This window comes from Polyangium jinanense (assembly GCF_028435265.1).
In the GTDB taxonomy this organism is placed as follows: domain Bacteria; phylum Myxococcota_A; class Polyangia; order Polyangiales; family Polyangiaceae; genus Polyangium; species Polyangium jinanense.
Genome location: NZ_JAGTJK010000004.1, coordinates 67,694 through 91,832 on the forward strand (window position 1 = coordinate 67,694; position 24,139 = coordinate 91,832).

Sequence of the window (24,139 nt, forward strand, 5' to 3'; positions counted from 1 at the left end):
GATGGGCGTCGTCCCGATTCATGACTTACCATTTCCCTCTTGGGGGGCGGCGCGCCCGCTCGCGAGCGCCCGATCGTGCATGATCAAGAAAACACGAAACGAACGTCGCGTGTCGGGGGGCACGGCGAGGGCGCGGCCTTCGCGTCGCCGCGCGGCCTCGTCCGAAGAGCCTTCGGGGTGGACGTTCCTGACGAACCACGCGCACGTGCTGTTCTGTCTGGCCGAGGATCCCGAGGTGCGGCTGCGCGACGTGGCCGAACGGGTGGGGATCACGGAGCGCGCGGTGCAGCGGATCGTGACGGACCTGGAAGGAGAGGGGTTCGTGACGCGATCGCGGGTGGGGCGGCGGAATTTGTACGAGGTGCATCCCGACAAGCCGCTGCGGCACCCGATCGAGGCGCACCGCGACGTCAAGTCGCTCCTCACGTTGATCCTCCGCGGCCGGGCGCCGAGGGCCGCGCGCTGACCGGGAAACCCCATCCAGGACAAAAAGCACCGGAAACGCAGGGCCCTGCCCGTTTGGGGTTGGCTCGGGACGAGGAGCCGTGCTACCTCGGTGGCGCTTTGGGCGCGCGTCCAAGGCCGTCCGACCAAACGGTCGCGGCCGATGGGCACGTCGTCTGGAGGCTGGAGAGATGGCCGAGTGGCTTAAGGCACACGCTTGCTAAGCGTGCGATCGGGAAACTGATCCGAGGGTTCGAATCCCTCTCTCTCCGCCAGCCACGAACGAACAGGAACGAAGAGCGCGTCAGGGCGCGCGCCGTCCCTGGATCAGGTACACGAGCTCCGCCAGCGCGTGGACGTCGAGGCACAAGCGCACGGCGTCGCCACGCACGATCGCGCCGTTGTACGGGCCCGCGAGCGCCACGAGCGGCGGCGCCGGATGCAGCGAGGCGTCCTCGATCTCGCCGACGGACGTGACCGAGATGAAGAAGGAAGGTTCGTCCTCGCGGCCCGGATCAAGCTCGAGGAGGTAGGAAGGTCCATCGTCGGGGCCGAGCGCTTCGCCGGTCTCGAGGGCGCCGAGGCCACGCACGCACGCCGCGAGGGGGAAGGCGAGCGTGTTCGGGAGGTCGACGCCGAAGGAGATGCGGCGGACGAGGCGCGCAGGGATCGCATAAACGGCCTCGCCCGCGCGGACCCAGAGGACACGCACGAGGCCTCGTTCGAGCGGGACGTCGAGGGTAGCCGTGAGGCCCTCGGAAGGGCGGCTCGCGAGGCGCACGGTGCCGCCAAGGCGCCGCACGGACTCACGCACGAGGCCAAGGCCAAGGCCACGGCCCGCGAGGAGGTCGACGTTCTCGCGCAAGGTGAAGCCCGGGACGAAGAGGAGGCCGAGGAGCGCTTTGTGATCGGCCGAGACAGCACGCGCTGACGCGATGGCGCCACGCGTGACGGCGCGCGAGCGGACACGCTCGATGTCGACGCCAGAGCCGTCGTCACGCACGACGATGCGGAGCGAGGCGCCGCGTTGCTCGGCGGAGATTTCGACGCGGCCGGCGAGAGGTTTGCCGAGGTGCGCGCGCGTGGTCTCGGGCTCGATGCCGTGGACGATGGAGTTCTGGACGAGCTGCAGGAGCGGGTCGAAGAGGCCCTCGGCGACGCGGCGATCGACGAGGGTCTCGCCGCCACGCGCGAGGACGCGGACGTCACGACCGAGCCTGCGCGCCTGCGCGATCGCCGCGGAGACGACACGATCGAAGAGGGTGGCGACGGGCGTGGTGCGCATGAGCGCGATGTCGGCGTGCGCGGACGCCGCCTCGAAGCGCGAGCGCTCGGCGATGCCGAGGAGCGTGGCGGCCTCGGCGTCGAGGGCGTCGGAGAGGGCCGCGACGGCGGCGGTGGCCTTGCGGAGGCGTCTTTCGCGGCGAGGGAAGGCGTCGTGCGGGCCGCGGGTCTCCGCGAGCGAGCTGCGGACACGACGGGCGCGGGTGGCGAGGACGCCGAGCTCGCGGCCGGCCGCAGCGATGGCGGATTCGGCGCGTTCGAGGGAGCGGACACGATCGAGGAGGCGATCGAGAGCCGCGGTGGAGACGCGGAGGGTTTCGCCGGAGAGGCGCGCAGCGTGAGGATCGAGCGAGGGCTCAGGGGCGCTGTGCGGGGCCGGCTCGGGAGAGCTGTAGGAGGGCGGAGGTTGCGTGCTCGAACGAGCGCCGTACGCGAGGCGGCGGAGGACCTCGACAGCGCGATCGGGCGCGGCGACGAGCTCGCCGAGCAGGCCCCGCCAGCGCGCGATTTCGGCGATGGCACGGCGCGCCTCGACGTCGCTGCGGTTGGCGTCGCGCGCGCGATCTTCGAGGCCGTGGCAGAACCACGCGGTGGCGTCGTCACCGGCCGCGAGCGCGGCCGCCTTCATGGCGTGCACCTCGCGGAAGATGCCGGCGATGATGCGGGGCTCGGGGAGCTCGCCGGAGAGGAGCTCGTCGACGCGCGCGAGGCGATCGGTCATCTCCGCGGCGTAACGCGCGCGTTTCTCGGGCGGCGCAGGGCGGCCGCGGAGATCCCACGGAGGCTCGGGCCAGGCGGGCGCGGGGATGGCGCGGCCCGCAGCGAGAGCTTCGCCCGCGATGGAGAGGACGGCGCGCGCGTCGACGAGGGCCGTCGTGTCGCCGTCGACGAGGCGCCGCTCGATCCGCGCGAGCGATTCGAAGAGCGCGCGCTCGCCGGCTACGCCGGCCGAGCCTTTCAGCGCGTGGATCGCGCGGCGCGGGGCGTCGTCGAGCGTGTCGCCTTCGAGCAGAGGGGCGTGGCGCTGGATCTCTTCGAAGAGAAGGCGGGTGAGCTCGCGATCCGCCGTCACGGCGAGGCCCCACCGTCGTCGCCCTGCGGCGATCCGGGCGAGGCTTCCCCTGTGCGACCTTCGTCCCCGAGCTCGCCGAGCAGGCGCGAGAGAGGCGCGAGCACGGGACGAAGCGCGCCGAGCAGGAGCGGGCGCGCAGGGGTCGTGGCGCGGAGCGTGGAGAGCGCAGAGAGCAGGCCACGCGCATGTTCGGCCGCGAGCGTGACGGCCCGCGCGATCTCGGGATCGATGCCGGTGGCGCGGCGCAGGTGACGCTCGACGTCGGCGAGCGCGAGGCCCGCGCGTCCGGCCGCGTCGCCGAGCGCGCGCGCGGATCCGCCGGTCTCGTCGGCGGCCACGAGGACGTTCGCGAGCTCGCCGCGGATGAGGCTCGTCTCGGCGGCCATCTCCTCGACGACCGCGACGAGGTCGCGCGTGGCGTCGGCGCCGCGCACGGCGTGCGTGCGGATCTCCTCGGAGAGCAGGAGCAGCGCCTTGCCTTGTGGCTCGGGGGTGCGCGCGCCTTCGAGGCCCGCGTTGAGCGCGACCACGCTGAGGCGCTCGAACAGGTCGGCGACGCGCGTGGCCGCGAGCGTGAGGCCCTCGGCATGTGCGGCCATCGCGCCGGCGCGCTCGGAGACGCCCTCGATCGAGGCGCGTTGCCGCGTGACGGCTTCCATCAGGCGCGGCGTACCCTCGGCGGCCTCGGTCACTGCGCGTTGCGCCTCGCCGTGCGCCGACCAGAGCGCCGTGTCGATGTCCGCCGATGCCTCGGGCGCGCTCGCGGGCTCGGCTGCGCGCCGGAGCACGTCGATCCACCTGCGCCTGCGCGGCGCGCTCACGACGCGGCCTCCGGCGAGCGGAGCACCGCGGTGCGCGCCGTCCAGATCGCCTCCTCGGCCTCGCGACGGAGGGCCGCGACGTCGAGGATCGCGGCGTCCGTCTCGCCTGCACGCACGAACCCGGTGCGTGCTTCTTCGTAGAGCCCCGACGACTCGATGGCGCGTCCCACGATCGCGACGGGCTCGCCGCCGAGGTCGCAGAGGACGGCCGTGGTGCGTTCGTTCTGCGCCGACGGCGAGAGCCCTTCTTCGTCGATGCAGAGGACCGTGACGACCTCGCCGTTCGCGAGCGCGACGCCCGCGGCGGGCTTGCGTAGGCCCTCGACGGGCGTGATCGAGGGGAGCACGAAGACGCCGCGCACGACCTCCGCCGGCACGAGCACGAAGCGCCCATCCTTTGCGACCGAGACCCTCACGAGCACGCCTCCGCGTCGCACACGTCTCTCTCCCCTGCCGCGCGTCTACCTCGTGCGAAGGACGCGCGACTGCAAGAACTGGTAGATGATCTTCACCGCGTCGAACGAGCCGACGGTGCTCTCCTTGACGACCTCGCTCACGGTGCGCTGCCCGTTCACCGCGTCGAGCACGAGCCGCTCGGGCCGCGCGAGCTGGCCGGGCGAGAGTCCTTCGAGGGCAAACTGATCGATCACGAGCACCTGATCGAAGTGGATCGTGCCCTCCATGAGCCGCCACTCGTCGACGCGGCGGAAGCCTTCGAGCACGAGTGCGCTCACGCCGAGGGTGAGCTTCGCCATGTCGGCCTCGGGGCGGAACGGCTCCTTCGTGAAGGAGAAGCGCCCGTACGGCCAGCGGAGCATGTCGTAGATGAGCTCGCTCGATTGCTTCGTCAGGATGTCGACGAGCTCCTCGCGCGTGACGATGCCGCGGGCCACGACCTCCTCGCCGAGCAGCTTGTTCGAGCCGCGCAGATCGGCGAGCAGCGCGTCGAGCTGGTCACGCGTAAGCGCGCCTTTCTCGAGGAAGTACCGGCCGAGGCGGTACTCTTCGGTCGCGCCGCGCGACTGCACGAAGTCGATCTGCCCCTGCCGCATGGAGATCGTGATCGAGGTGCGATTGTTCGTGACGTGCAGGACGCCCGTTTGGCGCTGCATGCCGAGCACCTGGAGGATCTCGGCGAGCGCCACGACCGAGAGGTCGCCGCTCATCGCCTCGCGGACGCCGTCGCCCGGGTCGAGGTCCTTCACTGTGAGCGAGAGGGTGGCGAGGATGTCGGGCGTCATGGCGCGCGCGACGGCGGCCATGACCGCGGCCTCACTCGCGCGGTCCTGCGGCGAGATGGCGAGGATCGCGGGGACGACGGCGTTCGCGACCTGCTGGGCGAACTCGACGCTGGCGCGCTGCCGCGCGTGCCGGATGTGCATGCTCGGGCGCATGCTCTCGGCCGGCAGAGGCTCCTCCTCGGGCATCTTCTGGCCCTCGGGGACGGGGCGCGGCGAGCGGCCCTCGGCGGTCTTGGCGAGCGCGCCCTCGACCACGGTGACGAGCGCACGCGCGTCGAACGGCTTCGTGATCGCGTCGACCGCGCCCGTTTGCTGGACGAAGGTGCCGCGGATCTTGTCGCCCTTCGCGCTCATCAGCACGACGGGCAAGGTGCGGTGCGTCGCGTCCGAACGAAGCTCGCGGCAGAACTGGTAGCCGTTCATCCGCGGCATCACGAAGTCGAGCAAGACGAGGTCGAACTTCGGGCCTTTGCGGATGAGCTCGAGCCCCGCCACGCCGTCGCGGGCGGTGGTGGGCTCGTAGCCGTTGCGGGCCAGGATGGCGCTGACGACCTTCAGGATGGTCGGGCTGTCGTCGATGACCAGGACACGCGCCGCGCTTGCCATGTGGGCGGCGCAAGCCTAACTCGGGCTGCCGGAGATTCGCGCAGCGAAAAACCGTAAATCGTACCGCTCCGTCCAGCGGTCAGGCGAGGCGGGGCACGCCGGCCCGAAACTTGGCCGTCTCCGGTGGTCCCTGGCACGAGAGACGGCTGTGCCGAAGCCTCGTTCGTTCCCCGCGCCCGCCGAGACCCGCCTCGCATGGCACGAGCGCGCCTTGCGTTTCGTCGCCGTGGCGCTGCCGTTCGGACTCGCGCTCACGCGAGCCACGGGCAGCGGGCAGTGGAGAGACGATTTACCAGCGCTGCGCGATCTCGGCCTGCTCGCGGTGGGCGTCGGAGGCGGCGCGTCGACGCCGCTGACGCAAGCGCTCGGCCTTTTGCCGCTCGGGCCACGGACGTTTCGGGCCGCGCTCGGCGGGGCGATCGCGCTCGGGGTCGCGTCGATTCTGCTCTTTGGTCTCGCGCGGCGGCTGTTGCGGGCGCTTGGCGCCGGGCCGACGCTCGCATCGGGGCTCGCGGCCCTCGGGACGCTGACGGCCGCGCTCTCGCCGGTGTGGCAACGCGAGGCGACGGTGGGCGGCGGCGCGATGATCGCGGTCGCGCTCGCGCTGGGGACGCTGCTCGCGGGGACCTCGATGCTCCGGGCGGAAGGCACGGATGCAGCGCGCGGCGCCGCGCTTTTTGGCGCGCTCGCGGGGGCGACGCTCGCAGAGAGCCCGCCGTCTGCGTTCGCGGCGGTCTTCGCGGTGCTCGCGACGCCGATCGCCGAGCGGCTGCCGTTCGGCAAGTCAGCAGGGATCACGCCGTCGCCGATCCCGTCGCGTAAGGTCGTGGCCATCTCGTTCGCGTCGATGGCGGCCGTCGCGCTGCTTTTGCTCGTGCCGCTCGCTGTTCGGCCGCTCGCGCCGCGGGCGTTCGCCGACGTCGGCCGCGCGCTGTCGGCCGCGGATCTCACGGGCTTCGACGTGGCCGGGCCGCGGCTCTCGAGCCTCGCGGCGTGGGCGCGCGAGGTCGGCGTGGCGTCCTTGCTCATCGCGCTCGGCGGCGTGGTCGTCTCGCTGCTCGCGCCCCGCGCGCGTGGGCTCGTCGCGCCGCTCGTTGCGTTCGTCGCGTTCGACACGTTGATCCCTGCGCGCGCGTTCGCCGCACTTTACGCGGATCCGATGACGCCGGTCCGCGCGCTCGCCGTGGCCGCGCTCGCCGTGTGCTCGGCGCTCGGCGTCTGCTGGGTGACGCACAAGCTGCTCGAGCTGCGCCTGCCGATGGCGAAGAGCGGCGCGGTGCTTGTCGTGGTTTTTCACGTGACGCTCGTCGCGCTCTCCTCGGAGGAGGCGGGATACGTCGCGGATCGTGGCAAGCAGCTCGCGGCCGAGGAGTGGACGGACGGCGCGCTCGGCAGGCTCGAGCCGAGCTCGGCGATCCTCGTGCGCTCGCCGGCGCTCGCGTTCCGTCTCTGGGCGGCGCGGCTCCTCCGCGGCGAGCGGCCCGATGTGCTGATCGTGCCGGAGCGGCTTTTGCATCGCGGGCGCGTGGCGCTCAGCCTTCTCGCGGTGGAGCCGGAGATCGAGCCGCTCCTGCGGGATTACGCGATCTCGGGGCAGCCGAGCGAGTACGCGCTGTCGAAGCTCGCCGACATGCGGCCGCTGCACGCGGAGATCGAGCGGAGCTGGCCGCGGCGGCTCGTCTCGCACCTGACGGTCGACGGATGCTGGCTGGAGTATGCGCCGCAGCCGCTCGGGCCTTCGGACCGCAAGCTCTCGACCACGGCGTCGCTGCAGCCGATCCAGCGCGTGATGGCGGCGATCGCCGCGCCGATCGTGCCGGACACGGCGACGTCGACCGTGGTGGCGGGGACGCTCCGGGATCAGAGCGCGGTGCTCTCGATGCTCGGCGAGCACGACGCGGCGCAGGCGTTCCTCGACGAGGTCGGTCGTCTCGCGCCGGGCGAGGTGGGCCTGACGGGCGCCTCGGTCAAGCACGTGATCCTGGCGAAGGCGATGATGGTCGCCGCGAACGCGCGCGCCCCGCGCCGCCCGGGTCCTTCGGCGTCACGCGTGCCCTGACGGAACGATCGGCTCAGGACGCAGGCAACGTCATCACCTGCTGGCTCGGTCGTTCCGGCTGACGGATCGCCTTCACGCGCCGCTCGAAGCTCCGCCGATCCTCGTCGGAGATCGTCACGCCGCCGAACCGCGCCGCGAGGTAGATCTCGGTGAGCTCCAGGATCTCCTCCGCGAGCGGATGCGACATCGACACGAGCGCCTGCGCATGCCGGAGCGGCGGTACGCTCGGCGAACGGCCCACGCCGCGTGCGCCCATCGCCATGTCGAGCCCCTCGTAAAGCGACGTCGCCAGCACCGCGCTTGCCGAGCGAGGATCCGCCGCGCGTGAGGCCGCGGCCGCGCGTTGCTTCTTGCGCCGCAGCCAGAGCGCCGCGCCGCCGGCCGTCGCGACGATTGCCGCCACGACGAGCAGCCCCGCGCGACCTCGCGGCCCACCCGTTGTCTTCGATCCGCCGCGACGATACCGCGACGTCAGACTGTTCAAGAGCCCCACCTGCTGGCTCAGATCGTAGCTCACCACGTGCCGATCCCAGCGCTGGCTCGTGGCCTCGATGAGGTCGCGCAGGTAGGCCCACACGCCCACGATCTCGCTCTTCGGCGCGGCGTCGGCGGGCGGGGTCGGGTCGAAGGTGAGCCAGCCGTACTCGTCGATCCACGCCTCGACCCACGAGTGCGCGTCGCCCTGGCGCACGGCGTAGAACCGGCCGAAGCGGTTGTAGCTGCCGCCGACGAAGCCCGTCACGTTGCGCGTCGGCACGTCGAGCGTGCGCAGCATGATGGCCATCGCGGTCGAGTAGAACTCGCAGTGCCCGCGCTTCGACTCGAACAGGAAGTGATCGAGCGGCTGCGGATCCTTGCCGGACGGCGAGGCGAGGTCGTACCGATACTCGGTCCTCAAATGATTTTCGATCGAGCGGGCCCGGTCGAGCGGCGTCTTCGCGTCCTTCGTCCAGTCCGCGGCGAGGTTGCGGATCCGGTCCGACATGTTCCGCGGCAGCGTGAGGTATTTCCAGCGCTCACCGCTCGGGAGCTTGCGGAACGAGGGCGTCTTCTTGCGCGAGAGGAAGACGTCGTACTTGATGCCGCGGTCGTCGATGGGCTGGTAGCGAAGCTCGCCCTCGGGGCCTTTGAAGGCCATCGCCTGCGGCTCGGGCGCCACCGTCGCGCGCGTCCGCAGCCGGAGGCCCGAGGCGTACGGCGGCAGGAACATCACGGGCGGATCGATCGGCTCGAGGTCGACCCGCATCACCGGATCGAGCGCCGAGTCCGGCCAGTGATCGTCGATCGGGATGATCCCCGCCTCGGTCTCCGTCGCGCGCTTCCACGACTCGCTTTGCGTCCACGTGCGACCGTCGTACGCGTCGAGCGCCGCGCCGCGCAGGTGCAGCGGGATCCGCGCGGGCGGCGGATCGGGCAGGTTCGGCATCTCGATGCGCATCACGAGCGTCGGGTCGCTGCGCAGGACGCCCACCTCGCCGAGGTCGACGCGGCCCGAGAACCCGATCACGCGGCCCGAATGCCCGCGGTTCAGGAGCAGGAGCGAGAGCCCGACGCGCGGGAAGAGCACGAAGAGCAGCGCCGTGAACACGAAGATTGGCACCGAGAGCAGGCACGTCACGCCGAGGAACGTGCGACCCACGACGCGGCGCGAGCGCAGGATGCGCGGCACGTCGACGGGCAGGCCCGTGCGGTCACGCGCGCCTTGCCGGTAGTTGCCCTCGACCTCACGCCGGAGGTGGCTCAGCACGAGCGCGCCCGGCGCCACGATGATCACGCCGAGGAAGCAGAGCCCGTAGCCGAGGCCTCCGCCGAGCACCGTGCCCGAGATCAGGTGCAGGAGCGCGAGCACGATCACCTGCTGGTCGTGCGCCGCGCCCTTGCGCGTCGCGAGCCGGATGATCTGCAGCGCCGCGGCGAACTCGATCACCACGTCGAGCACGTTCGCGTTCGCGTCGAAGAGCAGCCGCCCGATCTGCAGCGCGAGCACGCCAATCAGCGTGATCGCGTCGAAGTGCTTGAGCGCCGGGTACTTCTCCCAGACGTCGCGGATCAGGAGCGCGATGACGAGCCCGCCGATGAGCGAGCCGCTCACCCAGGGCCCGAACTGCCCGCTCGCGAGGAGCGCGAGGATGCCGAGCACCGCGAGCGCGTCGGTCATCACCCGGTGAACGAGCCCGAACCTCATGCGTGCCCTCCGCTCGTCCGCCCAGGACCGCCTCGCGAAAGCCCGCGGCGCTCCTGGATCTCCTGCACCCGATCCTCGTCGACGGCGTCGAGCAGCGCGAGGAACCTGAGGATCCGGTCGGATCCGATGTTCCTGTCGCCGCGCGCCTCCTCGCCGAGGTTCGTCGCGACGACCACGCCGTCGCCGCGCTTGATGTGGGCCACGGCGCGCGAGGCCACCTCGCGGATGCGCTTCTCGAACTGCTGCGCGAACGCGTCACCCGAGCCCTTCGGCCGCACCACGTCGATCACGAGCCGCACGTCGGGCCGCGTCTCGCGCGCCCGCTCGCGCAAGACCATCTGGCTCGTGATCGCGCTCTTCCGCCAGTAGATGTCGCGCGGATCGTCGCCCTCGCGCATCGGCCGGAGCGCGTACGTCTCGTCGCTCGTGCCGCGCCCCGCGGTGCCCACGCCGCCGAGCGCGCGGCCTCGATCCTCGGGCGGCAAACGCACCGGATCGACGGCCGGATAAATCACGAGCTCGCCGTCCGCCATGACCTCGCGCGATTTCTCGAACAGCCCGAAGGGGAAACGCGTCGCGATGCGGAAGCCCGTGTGCCGATCGCGGCCGCGGCGCGCGGGCGTGCGCCGGTAGGCGGCCACCTGCGCGCTCGACGGGCTGATCTTCAGGAAGAAGCAGCGTTTGTCCGCGGGCTGCCCGGCGCGTAGATCCTCGACCTCGATCGCGTACGAGGGGATGCGCTTCTTGTGGTTGTAGACCTCGATCTCCACGAGGTGCGCCCGCCCCACCTGCGCCCGCGTCGGCAGCCTGCGCGTCACCGTCAGCGTCCGCAGCGACAGCTCGCTCATCACGCTCGACACGACCATCAGCGACAAGAGCATGCCGAGCAGCAGGTAGAGCAGGTTGTTGCCCGTGTTGATCGCCGCGAAGCCCACGCCGAGCGTGATGCCCACGAAGTATTTTCCTTCGCGGGTGAACTTCAGCCGCCGCGGCATCTTGAAGCTGAAGAACGAGCGCCAGAGCCGCGTGAGCGCGTTCTCCGGGCGCGGCGCCCCCGGGGTGCCAGGGAGCGGCGCGAGCGGGTGCGGCACGGGCAGCGGCGTGGCCTCCGGCCGCGTGACGCGACTGTCCCGGGGCGGTTTGTCGCCTCGAACGGCGAGCGACTCGGCCTGCCTCCGGTCCGCCACCATGCGCGCCTCGCTCAGAGCGGGACCGGCACCCGCGCGACGATGTCCCGCACCGCGTTCTCGCACTCGTCGCGGCTCGGCATGTAGCCCTCGGCGTGCGCGGCGAGGCGGATCCGGTGCGCGAGCACGGGCACCGCGAGGTCGTGGATGTCGTCGGCGATGCAGTAGGTTCGCCCGTGCAAGACGGCGCGGCTTCGCGCGGCGCGGGCGAGGTTCATCCCGGCGCGGGGCGAGGCGCCGAGCGAGAGCGTCGGGCTCGCGCGCGTCGCCGACAGCACGGCTTGCAGGTACGTCGCGAGCGACGCGTCGAGCTCCACCCGATCGACCTCGCGCTGCAGCGCGACGAGGGCCGACGGCTCGAGCACCTGCGGCACGGCCTTGATCCGGTCGCCGTCGCCGCCCTGCAGCAAGAGGCGCATCTCCACGTGCGGCGGCGGATACCCGAGCCGGATGCGCACCATGAACCGGTCGAGCTGCGACTCCGGCAGCGGGAACGTCCCTGCGAAGTCCTGTGGGTTTTGCGTGGCGAGCACGAAGAACGGGTCGGGCAGCGGCGTCGTCACGCCATCGACCGACACCTGCCCTTCGTTCATCGCTTCGAGCATCGCCGACTGCGTCCGCGGGCTCGCGCGGTTGATCTCGTCGGCGAGCAGGATGTTCGCGAAGATCGGCCCTTGCCGGAACACGAACTGCCCCGTGCGCTGATCGAAGACGCTCACGCCGAGCACGTCGCTCGGCAGGAGGTCGCTCGTGAACTGCACGCGCCGTAGCTCGCCGCCCACGGCCTTTGCGAGGGCGCGCGCCAGCGTCGTCTTGCCGACGCCGGGCACGTCCTCGATCAGCACATGGCCGCGCCCGAGCAGCGCGATGAGCGCGAGCTCCACGGCTTCGGGCTTTCCTTCGAGGGCCTGCTCCACCGCGGAGCGGAGCTCCTGGAGCACGGGCGTCGTTTCCCGCGCGATCGAGAGCGCCGACGTCATTGGGGCTGATGCTAGCACGATCATCGGAGGCGCCTCGGGTAACCTCCTGATTTCTGGAGCGTGGGGTACCGGGGCGCCGATCCTTCCCGGCTCTCGGCCCCTGCCGCCCTTCCTTTCGGCGAGGCGTGTGGCCCGACCCCCGGGCCGCATGTATGCTCCGCCGTCGTGGCCGTCCCCGGTCCTTCTCGGGCCCCTTCAAACGATGACGACGAGCGTCGGAACGCCTCCTCTGGAGAGGCCGACGCGCTCGCCTTGACCCCGTCTCCGGGCGGCGCTGCCCTGGAGTTACCCGGGACGAGCGCGCCGCTTTCGGAGCCGACACCGCTCATCCCGCCCTCCAAACAGGGCAGCCTCTTCTGGCGGATTCGCGGGATGATCCGCACGGTTCGGCCGAGCCAGTGGGTGAAGAACCTCTTCGTCCTGGCGCCGGTCGTCTTTGCCAAGCACCTGACCCACCCGTCGATCATCAAGAGCGCGATCGGCGCGTTCGGCGTGTTTTGCCTGCTCGCGGGCGCGGTCTACACGATGAACGACATCGTGGACGCGAAGGCCGACCGGGTGCATCCGGTGAAACGCTTCCGGCCGATCGCGAGCGGCCAGGTCCCGGTCTCGCTCGCCAAGACCATGGCGATCGCGCTCGTCCTCACCGCGCTCGGCGGCGCGCTCCTCGGGCCGATCAAGTTCTTCATCGTCGCGCTCGCGTACTTCGCGCAGAACGTCGCTTACTCCTTCGGCCTGAAGAAGATCGCGTACGTCGACGTCGGCCTCATCGCCCTCGGCTTCGTGCTGCGCGTCCTCGCCGGCGGCTTCGCGACGAACACGCCGATCTCGGGCTTCATGGTCGGGTGCACCGCGCTCCTCGCGCTCTTCCTCGGCTTCGGCAAGCGCCGCCACGAGCTCGCCTCGGCGGCGAACGCCGGCAAGCAGCGCGCCGCGCTCGAGGCGTATTCGCCCCGCGCGCTCACCTTCGCGCTCGCGGCCACGGGCATCGCGACGATCGCGACGTACCTCGCGTACACGCTCGACCACGACACCCAGCGCTTCTTCGAGAACCCCTGGCTCTGGGCGACCACGATTCACCCGCTTTTCGGCGTCGTCCGGTTCCTCCAGCTCGTCGTGAGCCGCCCCAAGGCCGAGAGCCCGACGCAGGAGATCCTGCGTGACGTCCCCTTCATGATGAACATCATGATCTGGGTCGCGGAGGTCGTGTTCATCGTCTACCGGCTGAGGCCCTCCTGATGGCGGACGAGGCGAAGGCGAAGGAAGAACCGGGGAAAGTCCCCGAGAAAAGCGACGCCTGGACCGACCTCGGCCTGACGCTCCCCATCTTTCTCCTCTACCACCTCGGCGTCGTCTTCCTCCCCGTGCGGAACGCTGCCGATCCCGTCACGGCCGAGCTCTCGGCCCTCGCGAAAAACAGCCTGCCCACGTACGCGGGGCTCACGGTCGCGATCGGCATCGCGTTCGTCGTGGTCCTCGCCGCCACGGGGCAGAAGCGCGCGCTCGAAGGGAAACGTTTCGCGCTGATCGCCCTCGAAGGCACGCTGTACGCGATCCTCATGCGGTTTGCCGCCTCGTACATCGTCGGATCGCTCACGCTGGGACCGAGTGTCGAGACGCGCGGCGTCTTCTCGGGCGTGGTCATGTCGATGGGCGCCGGTTTTTACGAAGAGATCGCCTTCCGCGCCGGGATCTTCGGCCTCGGCGCGCTCGTCGTGAAGGCGATCTTCGGCCCTGGGATCCGCCGCCTCGTGCTCACGCTCCTCTGGGCCGGCGTCGCGGCGGTCGCGTTCTCAGCCTGGCATTACGTGGGCGCGCTCGGCGACTCGTTTGACGTCCAATCGTTCGTCTTCCGCGCCGTCTGTGGCCTGGTCCTCACGGCGATCTACGTGTTCCGCGGCTTCGCGCCTGCGGTCTGGACGCACGCCCTCTACGACGTCTGGGCGATGGTGCTTCACGGATGAATCGAACAGCCCGCTCGCTCGCCCTCTTCTCGAGCTTCCTCCTCGCGGCGTGTGTCGCCGGCACACCGGAGACCCCGGCGCGGGGTCAGGGCGCGCCTCCGCCCTTGCCGGAGGTCAAGACGGCGCCGCCTGCGCCGGGCATGCTCTGGATCCCGGGCGCCTGGCATGACGACGGCGTCCAATACGTATGGATTCCAGGTCGATGGGAGTCCCCGCGGCGCTCGACGCAAAACCCTGACGGGTAACAGAGGCCACGACGGGTTGCTTCACCACCAGCGCCGTGCTTTCTCCGCTTATGTGACGCTCGCCGAGGAGATCGCTGCCCTGCCGCCGGCCCTGCTCGCTCGCCTTCGAGCGCGGGGCTTCGATCCCGACCGTCTCGCCGCCTGGGCCGCCATGATCGGCCAGGATCGCGACAAGCGAAACCGTTTCGCGGGTTCCGTTCTCCCACCCGCCGAAGGGGACGTCGTCGACGCACCGGCGCCGGGCGGCCCCGAGTACGCGCGTTTCGAGGCGCTCGGCCGCGAGGCGCTCGCGCGGGGCGAGGTCGCGCTTTGTGTGCTCGCGGGTGGCATGGCGACGCGCATGGGCGGCGTCGTCAAGGCGCTCGTCGAGGCTCTCCCTGGAAAAACATTCCTTGATCTCCGCCTCGCCGAGATGGAAGCCCTCGCGCGCGGGACGGGCGCGACCTGTCCGCTCTGGCTCATGACGAGCGAGGCCACCGAAGGCCCGATCCGCGCCGCGCTCGGCGCTCGTCTCGACACGGGCGACGTCGCCACGTTCGAGCAGTTCGTCTCGCTCCGCCTCACGCACGAGGGCAAGATCTTCCGGGACGAACACGGCGAGCCGAGCGTCTACGCCACGGGCCACGGCGATCTGCCCGACGCGCTTCGTGCGAGCGGACTTCTCGATCGGTTCATCCAACGAGGTGGCAAGACCGTGTGGATCGCGAACCTCGACAACCTTGGCGCCACCGTCGATCCGGTGATCCTCGGCCTCCATCTCGCGCACGGCGGCCCGCTGACCGTCGAGGTCGTGAACAAGGTCGGCAGCGACAAGGGTGGCGGCCCGATTCGCTGGAACGGCAAGAAGATCATCGCCGAGGAGATGCGCCTGCCGATCGGCTTCGATCCGGCGCAGATGCCTGTGTTCAGCACGAACACGTTTCTCGTATCGGCCGAGGCGCTCGCCTCGCTCGACCTCGCGTGGACGTACGTCGAGGTCGACAAGACGGTCGGCGAGGCGAAGGCGGTTCAGTTCGAGCGCATCGTCAACGAGATCACGACCGCGCTCGACCCGCAGTTCCTCCGCGTCCCGCGCGACGGGGCCGCGTCGCGCTTTTTGCCCGTGAAGGACGTGCCCGAGCTCGAGCGCCGCAGGCCCGAGATCGAGGAAGCGCTTCGGGCCCGAGGGATTCTTGCGTAGGTAGGATTCGTTCAGACCAGTACGGATCGCGCAAGGGAGCCACGGATTTGCACTTCGAGATCACGCACGAGTTCGACGTCCCCCTCGATGCCCTGGAGCTCGCTGTCCTCTCGCCCGACATCGGCTTGATGATGGCCCCCTTCCTCGCCGCGACGAGCGTCGCTTCGGTCGAGACGATCGAGCACGTGATCGCGAACGGCGAATTGCGCCGCGTCCTTCGCTACCAGGCGAACGCGCCGCTCGCGATGTTCCGCGGCTACGACGTCGCCCGCGAGGCGCTCTCCTGGGAAGAGCGCTGCGTCTATCGCCTCTCGAGTTACGTGGCCTCTTGGTCCGTCTTCCCGCGCGAGCAATTCCGCAAGTATTTCAGCGCTTCCGGCACCTGCCGCCTCGAAGCGGCGCCCGAGGGACGCGCGCGCAGAACCGTCGAGGGCGACATCGAGATCAAGGCTGGCGTACTCTCCTCGCTCGCCGGCCGCATGGCCTTGGTCGAGATCCGCAAGATCTACGACGCCGAGGCCGAGACGTTGCGCCGCCTCTCGACCTTATGAAGAAGCTCTCCGCCCTGGCCCTCGGGGGCCTCGCCCTCGCCGCGTTCACCACGTCCAGTGCTCCTCTCCACGCGCAGAGCGCGTATGTCCCCGCGCCGGGCCGTCCCGTCGCGGCCGGAGACGATGCGTCGAGCATTGCGTACAACCCGGCGAACCTCGGGTTTTTGCCCGGCGCGGAGCTGCGCTGGACCATGGCGCAGGCCGGCGCGGGCGCGGGCACGACGAACGGGCATGCCTTCGATCTCGGCCTGCCGCTCCTCGGTTTGTCCACGGGCCTGCGCGTCGACTTGCTCGACGTCGGCACGGCGGCCGGCGCATCGGCCTCGCAACGGTGGTTGCGCTGGGCGCTCGCGACGAACCTCAGCGACACGTTCGCGATCGGCACCACGTTCGGCTGGTCCTACGCCGAGCGTCGCGACCTCGACGAGCAGTTCGGCGTGACGACGGGCCTCACGATTCGCCCGTTCACCTGGCTCTCGGCCGCCGCCATCGCGCGCGACTGGACCACGAACGCCGATCGCCGATACGACGTGGGCCTCGCGCTCCGCCCGTTCTGGGGCCGCCGGTATGCCGAGCTTGGCCTCGAAGCCTCCATCCACGAGCGCACCGGCGACGTCACGCCACGCGCCACGCTCGGCCTCGACGTCCCGCATGTCGGCCGCCTGCGCGGCGAAGTCTCCGTGCGTGACCTCGCTGCGAGCCCCGACCTCACGGCGATGGTCGGCCTCGACCTGAACTTCGCGACGCTCCAGGCCGGCGGCGGCGCGATCTTCGGCGGCGGCGACGTCGGCTATTACGCCACCGCCGCGCTGCGCACCTACCGCGAGCCGGGTTTGCCCTCGCTCAAGCGCGTCGCGCGCATCCGCATCGACTCCACGCCCGGCGTCCGCAAGCACGTCCAGCTCCTCCGACGCCTCTGGCGGCTCGCCGAGGATCGCAACGTCGACGGCGTCGTCCTCCAGCTCCGCGCCGAGCCCGCGAGCTCGCTCGCGCATGCCGAGGAGGTCGGCGACGCGGTTCGCCTGCTCCGCGCGAGCGGCAAGAAGGTCCTTTGCCACCTCGAAGACGCGGGCGGCCGTTCGCTCCACGTCTGCGCGCAGGCCGATCGCATCGCCATGAATCCGGCCGGCGGCCTTCGCTTCGCGGGCCTCTCCTCGCAGTACATGTATTACGGCGGTGTCCTCGACAAACTCGGCGTCCGCGCCGACTTCGTCCGCGTCGCCGAGCACAAGCTCGCGGCCGAGCAGTACACGCGCAAGGACTCCTCCGAGATCGGGCGTCAGGACCACATGGACCTCCTGACGCAGCTCGAAGGCATCTACATGCACGACGTCGGCGGCGGCCGCAGGATGCCGCTTTCCACGCTGCGCAAGACCATCGCGAAGGGCCCTTTCATCGCGCCCGAGGCGCGCAGCGGCGGCCTCGTCGACGTCCTCGCGTACGACGACGAGATCGACGAGGTCGTCGAGGAGACGATGGGCGGACGCGCGCGCATCGTCGACGACGTCGCGCCCACGAACGCGCCCACCTGGTGGGGCACGCCTTCGAAGATCGCGATCGTCTACCTCTCGGGCGACATGGTCGACGGCGAGAGCCAGACGATCCCGCTCGTCGGCATTCGCCTCGCTGGCTCGTACACCATCGCGAAGGCCCTCAAGCGCGCGCGCGAGGACGCGAGCGTCAAGGCCGTCGTCTTCCGCATCGAGACCGGCGGCGGCTCCTCCCTCGCGGCCGACGTCATTCTTCGCGAGGCGATCCTCACCGCGAAGGCCAAACCCTTCGTCGTCTCCATGGGCACGGCCGCGGCGAGCGGCGGCTACTACGCCTCCGTCGCGGGTGGCCCGATCTACGCGAACCGCGCCACGATCACCGGCTCGATCGGCATCTTCTACGGCAAGGTCGACCTCGTTGGCCTCCTCGGCAAGCTCGGCGTCGGCCTCGAACAATTCCGCACAGCTCCCCGCGCGGACGCCGAGAGCCTCTATCGACCCTTCACCGAGGAAGAGCGCAAAGAGCTCGGCGTGAAGGTCAAACAGTTTTACGACCTCTTCATCGCGCGTGTCGCCGAAGGCCGCAAAATGAAGCCCGAGGACGTCGATGCCGTCGCGCGCGGCCGCGTCTGGACCGGCCAGCAGGCGCTCGAACGCAAGCTCGTCGATCACATCGGCGGCCTGCGCGAAGCGCTCGACGACGTCCGCTCTCGCGCCGATCTCCCGCACGACGCGCAGCTCGTCGAGTTCCCCGAGGACGACGACAGCCTCCTCATCGCGCTCGCCAAGCTCGCGGGCATCGCCGCGGTCTTCCCGCAAGCGGGCGCCGTGCCGATCGTCATTCCTCCGGCCTTGCTCGACCTCGCGCGAGGCCTCGCGCCCTTCATGGTCTACGACGGGACGAAGCCGCTCGCGCGCCTCGACCTCGTCGGCGACGTCTCCTTCGGCGGCGCTCCGGCGACCGTGGACAACGAACTGCCGTGACCGACGCCGCGCCTCTGCCCGTCCTCCATGCCGAGGACGCTCGCATCACGATCGACGACGTCGTCGCGATCGACCGCCTCACGGTCCGCGCGCGCGGCGATCGCATCCTCTGCACCGGCGAAGCCGAGGCGCTCTTCGCCGCGCTCACGGCCGTCCCGCTCCGCTCGCGCGCGCCCTCGCACGACGACGCGGCCATGCCGGGCGAAGCTTCGATCACCGCGGGCACCTTGCACGTCGCCGGCCTCGACGTCGCCACGCGCGCGCACCTCGACGCCGCGGGCATCGCCCCGCTCGATCCGCCCTTGCCCAAGGGCACGACCGCGCACGACTACGTCACCTGGAGCGCGCGCCTCGCCGGTTTCTCTCCCCGCGCGGCGCGTGACCTCGCCGCCTCTGCGCTCGAACGTGTCGGCCTCTCGTCCTTCCTGCGCCGCCCGGTCGACTCGCTCGAGCTCCCACCGCGCCGCGCGCTCGTCCTCGCGCATGCGCTCGTCGCCGATCCTGCGATCCTCGTCCTCGAAGCGCCGCTCGCCGGCCTCGACGGCCCGGCGGCGGCGTTCGTCATGAACGCCCTCTCGCGCGCGACTGACGGCCGCGGCGTCATTCTCTCGGCCGAGCGCCTCGACCCGGGCACGCCGGAGGGCGATCTTGCGCGCGCGGCGACCGACGTCCTCGTCTTCGCGGGCGGCGCGCTCGTCCTCGAAGGCGCGCCCGAGGCTCTTTTTGCGGGCGTTCGCGTGTATGGCGTCACGATCCGCAAGAACCCGGGCCCCTTCCGCGAGGAATTGCTGGCGCGCGGAATCGAGGTCACCGGGGGGCCATTACGGATGAGCGTACGGCTTTCACCGGATGCCTCGACGAAAGACATCGTCGCGGCGGCGAGCAAGGCGCGGGCTCCGCTCGTGGAGATGTTCCCGATCGTGGGCTAAGATCTGCCCTCGGGGGAGGGCGGATCCATGGATCGGGACGACATCGCGCTTTTTGCGGGGACGCTGCCGGGTGCGGCGGCGTCCGAGGAGCTTTCGCCGCTCGTGGAGCGGCTCTTGCCGGGGAACGAGGGCGCGCGGGAGCTCGAGGTCCTCTCCGACGAGCTCGTCCAGGCCTGGGCGCAGCGAGAGGGCTTCGACCCCCAAGCGCATTACATCGTCAAGGCGCACCCCACCCATTCCGACGTTTATTCCGTCTCGCTCTACGAGGTCGAGGCCATTCGCCACTGGTCGACGCCCGAGCTCGTCAAGCTCCTCCGCCTCGTCCCTGCCCTCTTCGCCCGGTATTACCCCGAATCCCCCGAGGCCCGCGCCCTCCTCCCCGGCTTCGACGGATTCGACTTTCACGCCTTCGCCCGCCTTTACCGCGAGAAAATCGCCCGCGGCTTCGAGCACGTCAGCCTGCTCGGTTTTCCCCCGGACGCCCTTCGCCAAAAAGACGCCCGCGGCGACATTCGCCTCGCCGATCTCTTCGTGCCCACGCGATTCATCACCGACGATCGCGACCAGAAAAAGCCCACACTCGCGCAGCTCCTCGATCGCGGCCGTTCGGCCCTCATCCTCGGCGATCCGGGCATGGGCAAGACCACGCTCCTTGCGTTCCTCTCGCTCCTGCATTCGGATCCCAGCGTCACCCTCGAAGGTTATCGCGCCTCGCCCCGACGTGTTCCTTTTTTCGTCTTTCTCCGCGAATACGCCCTCGAATCCCACAAGACCGAGCTCGCCCTGATCGATTTTCTCGCCGTGCGGGCCCGTTCGGACCATTCCCTCTCGAATGCCCACGCCGCGTTTTTCGAGGCCACCCTGCGCATGGGCGAAGCCATCGTCCTGCTCGACGGCCTCGACGAAGTCGGCTCCTCCACCACCCGGAGCCGTGTCGCCAAGGCCGTCCGCGAATTCCGCGCGGCATACCCCCGTTGCCCCGTCTGGGTCACCTCCCGCATTCACGGCTACACGGCCGACATCGCGCTGCCTCGCAACGAATTCGAGCACCTCCGCATCGGCCCGCTCGCCGACGAGGACATCGACCATTTCATCAAACGCTGGTATCGCATCCAGATCCCGGACAACGATCGCCGTCGCGAAGAACAACAAAACTCCCTCCGCCGCGCCGTCTTCCGCACCTCGCAGGTCCGCGCTCTCGCCACGAACCCGCTCCTCCTCACGCTGATGGCGTTCGTCCACCGCTTCCTCGGCCATTTGCCCCAGGAGCGCGGCGAGCTCTACGAAAAATGCGTCGACATGCTCCTCCGCACCTGGCTCGACGCCAAGGAGCGCCCGGAAAAACACGCCTTCGAGCGCCGCGCCCTCCCCACGGAGCTGCCGCGCGCGTACCTGGAAAAACTCGCCCTCCACGTCCAGTTCCGCGCGATCAGCGACGCCCACAGCGTCCGCGGCCTCTTCTCCCGGGACGACGCCCTCGATTTCCTCACCCAGCTCCACCGCGAGCGCGCCGAGGATGAAGAGCGCGACCTCTCCCACGACGTCGCCCACGCCGAAATGCGCGATTTCATCGATTTCGCCTGCGATCGCGTCGGCCTGCTCGTCGACCGCGGCGGCGGCAAGCTCTCCTTTTTGCACCTCACGCTCCAGGAATACCTCGCCGCGTATGCCGGCAGCTTCGACGTCGACCACGAGGACGAGGGCCGGTTCGTCCGGGAACACCTTGGCGACGGCGCCTGGGAAGAGGTGCTCCTCCTCCGTTGGTACGTCCTCGCGAGGAAACGCGGCGAACGCCGCCGCAAGCTCGTCCGTGATCTGCTCGGCGAAATCGTCGACGAGTTGACCAAAACGCCCGAGCATCCGGGCTGGCTCACCCTCGGCCGCGCCATTCGTGACGGCCTCGTCTCCCGCGAGCGCGACCGGCGCGTCATCCTTTCGGTGATCCTCTCCCGCTGGGCGCAAAAACCCGCTTTCTCGGGTGATATCTTCCTCGTCCTCGACGACATCTGCGAATTCGGCGATTCCGACCTCCGGAGCGAGCTCCGCGCCGCCTGCGCCGATCTCCAGGAAAAAGGCTCCACCGCGGAAGCCCTCGCCGCTCTCCACCTCGAAGGCAAGCTCCTCGGCGACCTCCCCGGCGCGGCCGATCGCATTCGCGCCCGCCCCGACCTCGCCGAGCTCTTACCCGACCTCGTCGTGTTCCGCGACGAACCCGCGCTCGGCACCATTCTCGACGAACGTTCCACCGTGGATCACTGGGCCACGGCGCTCGCCGCGCTCGGCGGCACGGCCGTTTATCGCACCACGCTCGGCTGGCTCACCGGCCTCTCCGAGGCCCCCGTCCCCTTCGAGGCCCCGTTCCTCGGCGCCGCGCGCTGGCTGCGCGAGCGCATTCGCTCCGAGATCAGCTCACGCCTCGCCTACACCGAGCATTACCCCGAGCGCGTCCATTTCCTCCTGCAATCCCCCTACGGCTGGCGCCTCTCCGACTGGACCCATACCCTCACGTCGCCGCTCGCCTTCCGCAAGATCCCGCAAGCCCTCTCCGCGCTCCCGCAACCCGCGCCGATCACCACGACCCTCCGCCACCCGAAGCTCGCCCGCGACCGCATGGGCGACGCCGACCTCGTCGAGGTCCCCATCATCGAGCGAATGGTCCGATTCAATCAGGACGCCCTCGCCGCCTTCCCCCAGGGCGAGCCCATTCCCGAGGACGCCGTCCACCGCATCGCCACAGCCTTCGTCCGCACCGTCGTGCGCACGTTCGCCTGGAGTTTTCCGCGCTCCTTCACCGGCAACCCCAAGCCCACGTTCGTCCGCGAATTCGTCCAGTCCCTCGGCCGCGACCTCCGCAGCGACATTCTCCGCTCCTTCGGCCGCGCGTTCGCGCAGAACTTCGTGCGTGATTTCTTCCGCACGCTCGGCCGCTCGTTCCTGCGCTCCTTCGGCACGGCGCTCGGCCGCGATTTCGTGCGCGACCTCGTCCCCGCGCAGGATCGCCGTCGTTATGTCAAGCTCCTCGGAAACCCCGACGCCTCGGCCGACGCGCTCGACTGGGAAGCCCGCTGGGATCAAGCGCTCGGCGAGGAGGCGCACGTCGCCCGCGTGATCGAACAGGACGATTTCTGGTGGCTCATCTACATCCACCGCCCGAGGCTCGGCATTCACGCCGAGGCTCGCCCGCCGAATTTGACGTTCGACTTGAAAAACCCGCTCGCCCTGCCCGTGCTGCTCGCCGACGTGGGCACCCTTGCGGCGAACGAATGGCTCTTTGCTTTGAGCCGGCACCTCCACGTCCACCCCTCCGACGAAAAATCCTCGGACGAGGCCTGGGAGACGTGGCTCGATCAGAATCCCGTCGATGCCTTCTGGGTCGCATTCGCCTGGGACGAGCACGCCAAGCTCATTCGCCGGCACCACGGCCGCCTCGACGGCCCGCTCGGCGCGCTCGCCCTCGCCCACGCCGATTACGCGTCCCTCATGACGGGCTTCGACCTCGTGGCCACCTGTCCCACGTGGAAATCGTTGCTCGAAGAGGCCGGCCCCGAAAAGGTCGCCGCCCTCCGCGTCCTCGGAGCCACACCCGCGCCCGCCGCCGCTTCCGCTCCCGCTTCCGCCGCCGCTTCCGCTCCCGCCTCCGCTTCCGCTTCCGTTTCCGTCTCCGCCTCCGCGTCCGAAGCCGCGCCGCTCTTCACGTGGCTCCACCTCTCCGACCTGCATTTTGGCCTCCCGGGCGCCGGCGACCGTCATAACCAATCGCAGATCCTCTCGATCCTCCGCGACGATCTCGCAGGCCTCGCCGGGAAAAACCTCCCGCGCCCCGACGCCATCCTCGTCACCGGCGACATCGCCTGGAGCGGCAAGCCCGATCAATACGCCGAGGCCTCGAAATGGCTGCTCGACGTCGCCCAGCGTCTCGGCCTCGCCAAGGACCGCATCTTCGTCGTCCCCGGCAACCACGACGTCGACCGCAGCATCGACGCCGACCGCAACGTAAAACGCCTCCTCCGTGGCCTCCGCGGCGGCGACGACGACCTCGACGACGCCCTCGAAAACCCCGACGACCTCGACCTCCTCCGCCGCCGCCAGGCCGCCTACCTCGAATTCGCCGCCGCCTTCGCGCCCGCCTGCCGTGATCTCTTCTGGTCGAGCACCGAGACCACCCGCGAAGGTTTGTCCCTCCGACTCATTGGTGCGAACACCTCGCTCCTCGCCGCCGGCGACGACGACGCGCGCAAGTTACGCCTCGGCCAGCGCCAGCGCGCCCTCCTCAATGACGCCGCCCGCGAACGCGAGCTCGTCCTCGTCCTCGGCCATCACCCGCTCGAAGACGATTGGCTCGCCGAGCAACGCGACCTCGCTCGATTCCTCGGCAGCCGCGCCCACGCCTATCTCGCCGGCCATGTCCACGACGCGAAGAGCGAGCGCATTGTCACCGGCGGCGGGGCCGACGCGCTCCGCATCATTGCGGGCGCGGTTTATGGCGGACGCGAGCGCGACATTCCCCACGGCCACGCTTACAGCGTCACGTCCATCCACCACGCCCCGAGCGGCGGCGCCGTCCTCCGCGTCCACCCGCGCCGTTTTTCCTTCAAGAACTACGACTTCCGGCAGGATATCGACAGCACGGACGAGGGCCGCTCCTATGCGGAGCACCCCCTCGCCCGATTGTCGCTCCCCCCCGCGGGACCGCGCTTCGTCCGTTGATCATCACCCACGCAGCCTTCGTTTCGTTGGCCTTCGCCGGGCTCGGCTGCGCGCCTTCCGTCTTGGCTTCCGCCGTCGTGTTCGGGGCCGAGGTCGCTGCGCCGCCGCCGCATCCGGCCGTGAAGGAGGTCCACAACGCCCTGTTGTCCGGGACGCGGAACCTTTGCACACAAAGGTGATCTTCCTCTGGCTTGCTGAGGCCAACGATCG

The 24,139-nt window shown here is 70.2% G+C and carries 17 protein-coding genes and 1 tRNA gene; 11 read left to right on the forward strand and 7 right to left on the reverse strand.

The features are described 5' to 3' along the window. Positions 1–109: 109 nt before the first annotated feature. Positions 110–466, forward strand: a complete 357-nt coding sequence (locus tag KEG38_RS11205) for a helix-turn-helix transcriptional regulator (RefSeq protein ID WP_272419328.1) — start codon at positions 110–112, stop codon at positions 464–466. Between the two features lie 163 nt (positions 467–629). Beyond that, a tRNA-Ser gene (locus KEG38_RS11210) sits at positions 630–719 on the forward strand. 29 nt (positions 720–748) lie between these two features. Here the strand turns inward: KEG38_RS11210 and KEG38_RS55470 are convergent. The 4 genes from KEG38_RS55470 to KEG38_RS11230 are packed head-to-tail and all read right to left on the reverse strand — an operon-like array spanning position 749 to position 5,468. Further along, positions 749–2,800, reverse strand: a complete 2,052-nt coding sequence (locus KEG38_RS55470) for an ATP-binding protein (protein ID WP_272419329.1) — start codon at positions 2,798–2,800, stop codon at positions 749–751. Further along, on the reverse strand, positions 2,797–3,621 hold the full coding sequence (locus KEG38_RS55475; protein WP_272419330.1) for a methyl-accepting chemotaxis protein: 825 nt from the start codon (positions 3,619–3,621) through the stop codon (positions 2,797–2,799). Before KEG38_RS55475 ends, KEG38_RS55470 begins: the two co-directional genes overlap by 4 nt. Continuing rightward, entirely contained in the window at positions 3,618–4,058 is a 441-nt protein-coding gene (locus KEG38_RS55480) for a chemotaxis protein CheW (RefSeq protein WP_272419331.1), read from the reverse strand. Before KEG38_RS55480 ends, KEG38_RS55475 begins: the two co-directional genes overlap by 4 nt. 24 nt (positions 4,059–4,082) lie before the next feature. Next, positions 4,083–5,468: a DUF4388 domain-containing protein gene (locus KEG38_RS11230; RefSeq protein WP_272419332.1), complete on the reverse strand. Its 1,386-nt coding sequence runs from the start codon at positions 5,466–5,468 to the stop codon at positions 4,083–4,085. 148 nt (positions 5,469–5,616) lie between these two features. Here KEG38_RS11230 and KEG38_RS11235 point away from each other — a divergent pair, with 148 nt between their 5' ends. Beyond that, a complete protein-coding gene (locus tag KEG38_RS11235; protein ID WP_272419333.1) occupies positions 5,617–7,527 on the forward strand; it encodes a hypothetical protein in 1,911 nt (636 codons plus the stop codon). A 13-nt stretch (positions 7,528–7,540) separates the two neighbouring features. Here the strand turns inward: KEG38_RS11235 and KEG38_RS11240 are convergent, their stop codons facing one another. Genes KEG38_RS11240 through KEG38_RS11250 form a run of 3 tightly spaced genes read right to left on the reverse strand, consistent with a single transcriptional unit; the run spans position 7,541 to position 11,879 of the window. Next, the gene (locus KEG38_RS11240) at positions 7,541–9,712 is read right to left on the reverse strand and encodes a transglutaminase TgpA family protein (protein WP_272419335.1); all 2,172 of its coding nucleotides are present in this window, start codon (positions 9,710–9,712) and stop codon (positions 7,541–7,543) included. Beyond that, positions 9,709–10,902, reverse strand: a complete 1,194-nt coding sequence (locus KEG38_RS11245; protein WP_272419336.1) for a DUF58 domain-containing protein — start codon at positions 10,900–10,902, stop codon at positions 9,709–9,711. Before KEG38_RS11245 ends, KEG38_RS11240 begins: the two co-directional genes overlap by 4 nt. 11 nt (positions 10,903–10,913) lie before the next feature. Then, entirely contained in the window at positions 10,914–11,879 is a 966-nt protein-coding gene (locus KEG38_RS11250) for an AAA family ATPase (RefSeq protein WP_272419337.1), read from the reverse strand. Between the two features lie 252 nt (positions 11,880–12,131). Here KEG38_RS11250 and KEG38_RS11255 point away from each other — a divergent pair, with 252 nt between their 5' ends. From KEG38_RS11255 to KEG38_RS11290, 8 genes are read left to right on the forward strand one after another with little or no spacing between them, the layout of a single operon-like run. Then, on the forward strand, positions 12,132–13,118 hold the full coding sequence (locus KEG38_RS11255) for a decaprenyl-phosphate phosphoribosyltransferase (protein ID WP_272419338.1): 987 nt from the start codon (positions 12,132–12,134) through the stop codon (positions 13,116–13,118). Further along, positions 13,118–13,843, forward strand: coding sequence for a CPBP family intramembrane glutamic endopeptidase (locus KEG38_RS11260; protein ID WP_272419339.1), 726 nt, complete (start codon positions 13,118–13,120; stop codon positions 13,841–13,843). The genes KEG38_RS11255 and KEG38_RS11260 overlap by 1 nt, the downstream gene beginning before the upstream one ends. Next, positions 13,840–14,088, forward strand: coding sequence for a YXWGXW repeat-containing protein (locus KEG38_RS11265; RefSeq protein WP_272419340.1), 249 nt, complete (start codon positions 13,840–13,842; stop codon positions 14,086–14,088). Before KEG38_RS11260 ends, KEG38_RS11265 begins: the two co-directional genes overlap by 4 nt. A gap of 52 nt (positions 14,089–14,140) precedes the next feature. Beyond that, positions 14,141–15,268: a UTP--glucose-1-phosphate uridylyltransferase gene (locus KEG38_RS11270; RefSeq protein ID WP_272419341.1), complete on the forward strand. Its 1,128-nt coding sequence runs from the start codon at positions 14,141–14,143 to the stop codon at positions 15,266–15,268. Positions 15,269–15,315: 47 nt separating this feature from the next. Next, the gene (locus KEG38_RS11275; protein ID WP_272419342.1) at positions 15,316–15,819 is read left to right on the forward strand and encodes a DUF2505 domain-containing protein; all 504 of its coding nucleotides are present in this window, start codon (positions 15,316–15,318) and stop codon (positions 15,817–15,819) included. Next, complete coding sequence (sppA, locus tag KEG38_RS11280) at positions 15,816–18,293, forward strand: signal peptide peptidase SppA (protein WP_272419343.1); 2,478 nt, start codon at positions 15,816–15,818, stop codon at positions 18,291–18,293. Before KEG38_RS11275 ends, sppA begins: the two co-directional genes overlap by 4 nt. Beyond that, complete coding sequence (locus KEG38_RS11285) at positions 18,290–19,222, forward strand: ABC transporter ATP-binding protein (protein WP_272419344.1); 933 nt, start codon at positions 18,290–18,292, stop codon at positions 19,220–19,222. Before sppA ends, KEG38_RS11285 begins: the two co-directional genes overlap by 4 nt. 27 nt (positions 19,223–19,249) lie before the next feature. Beyond that, on the forward strand, positions 19,250–23,929 hold the full coding sequence (locus KEG38_RS11290) for a metallophosphoesterase (protein ID WP_272419346.1): 4,680 nt from the start codon (positions 19,250–19,252) through the stop codon (positions 23,927–23,929). Positions 23,930–24,139: the final 210 nt, after the last annotated feature.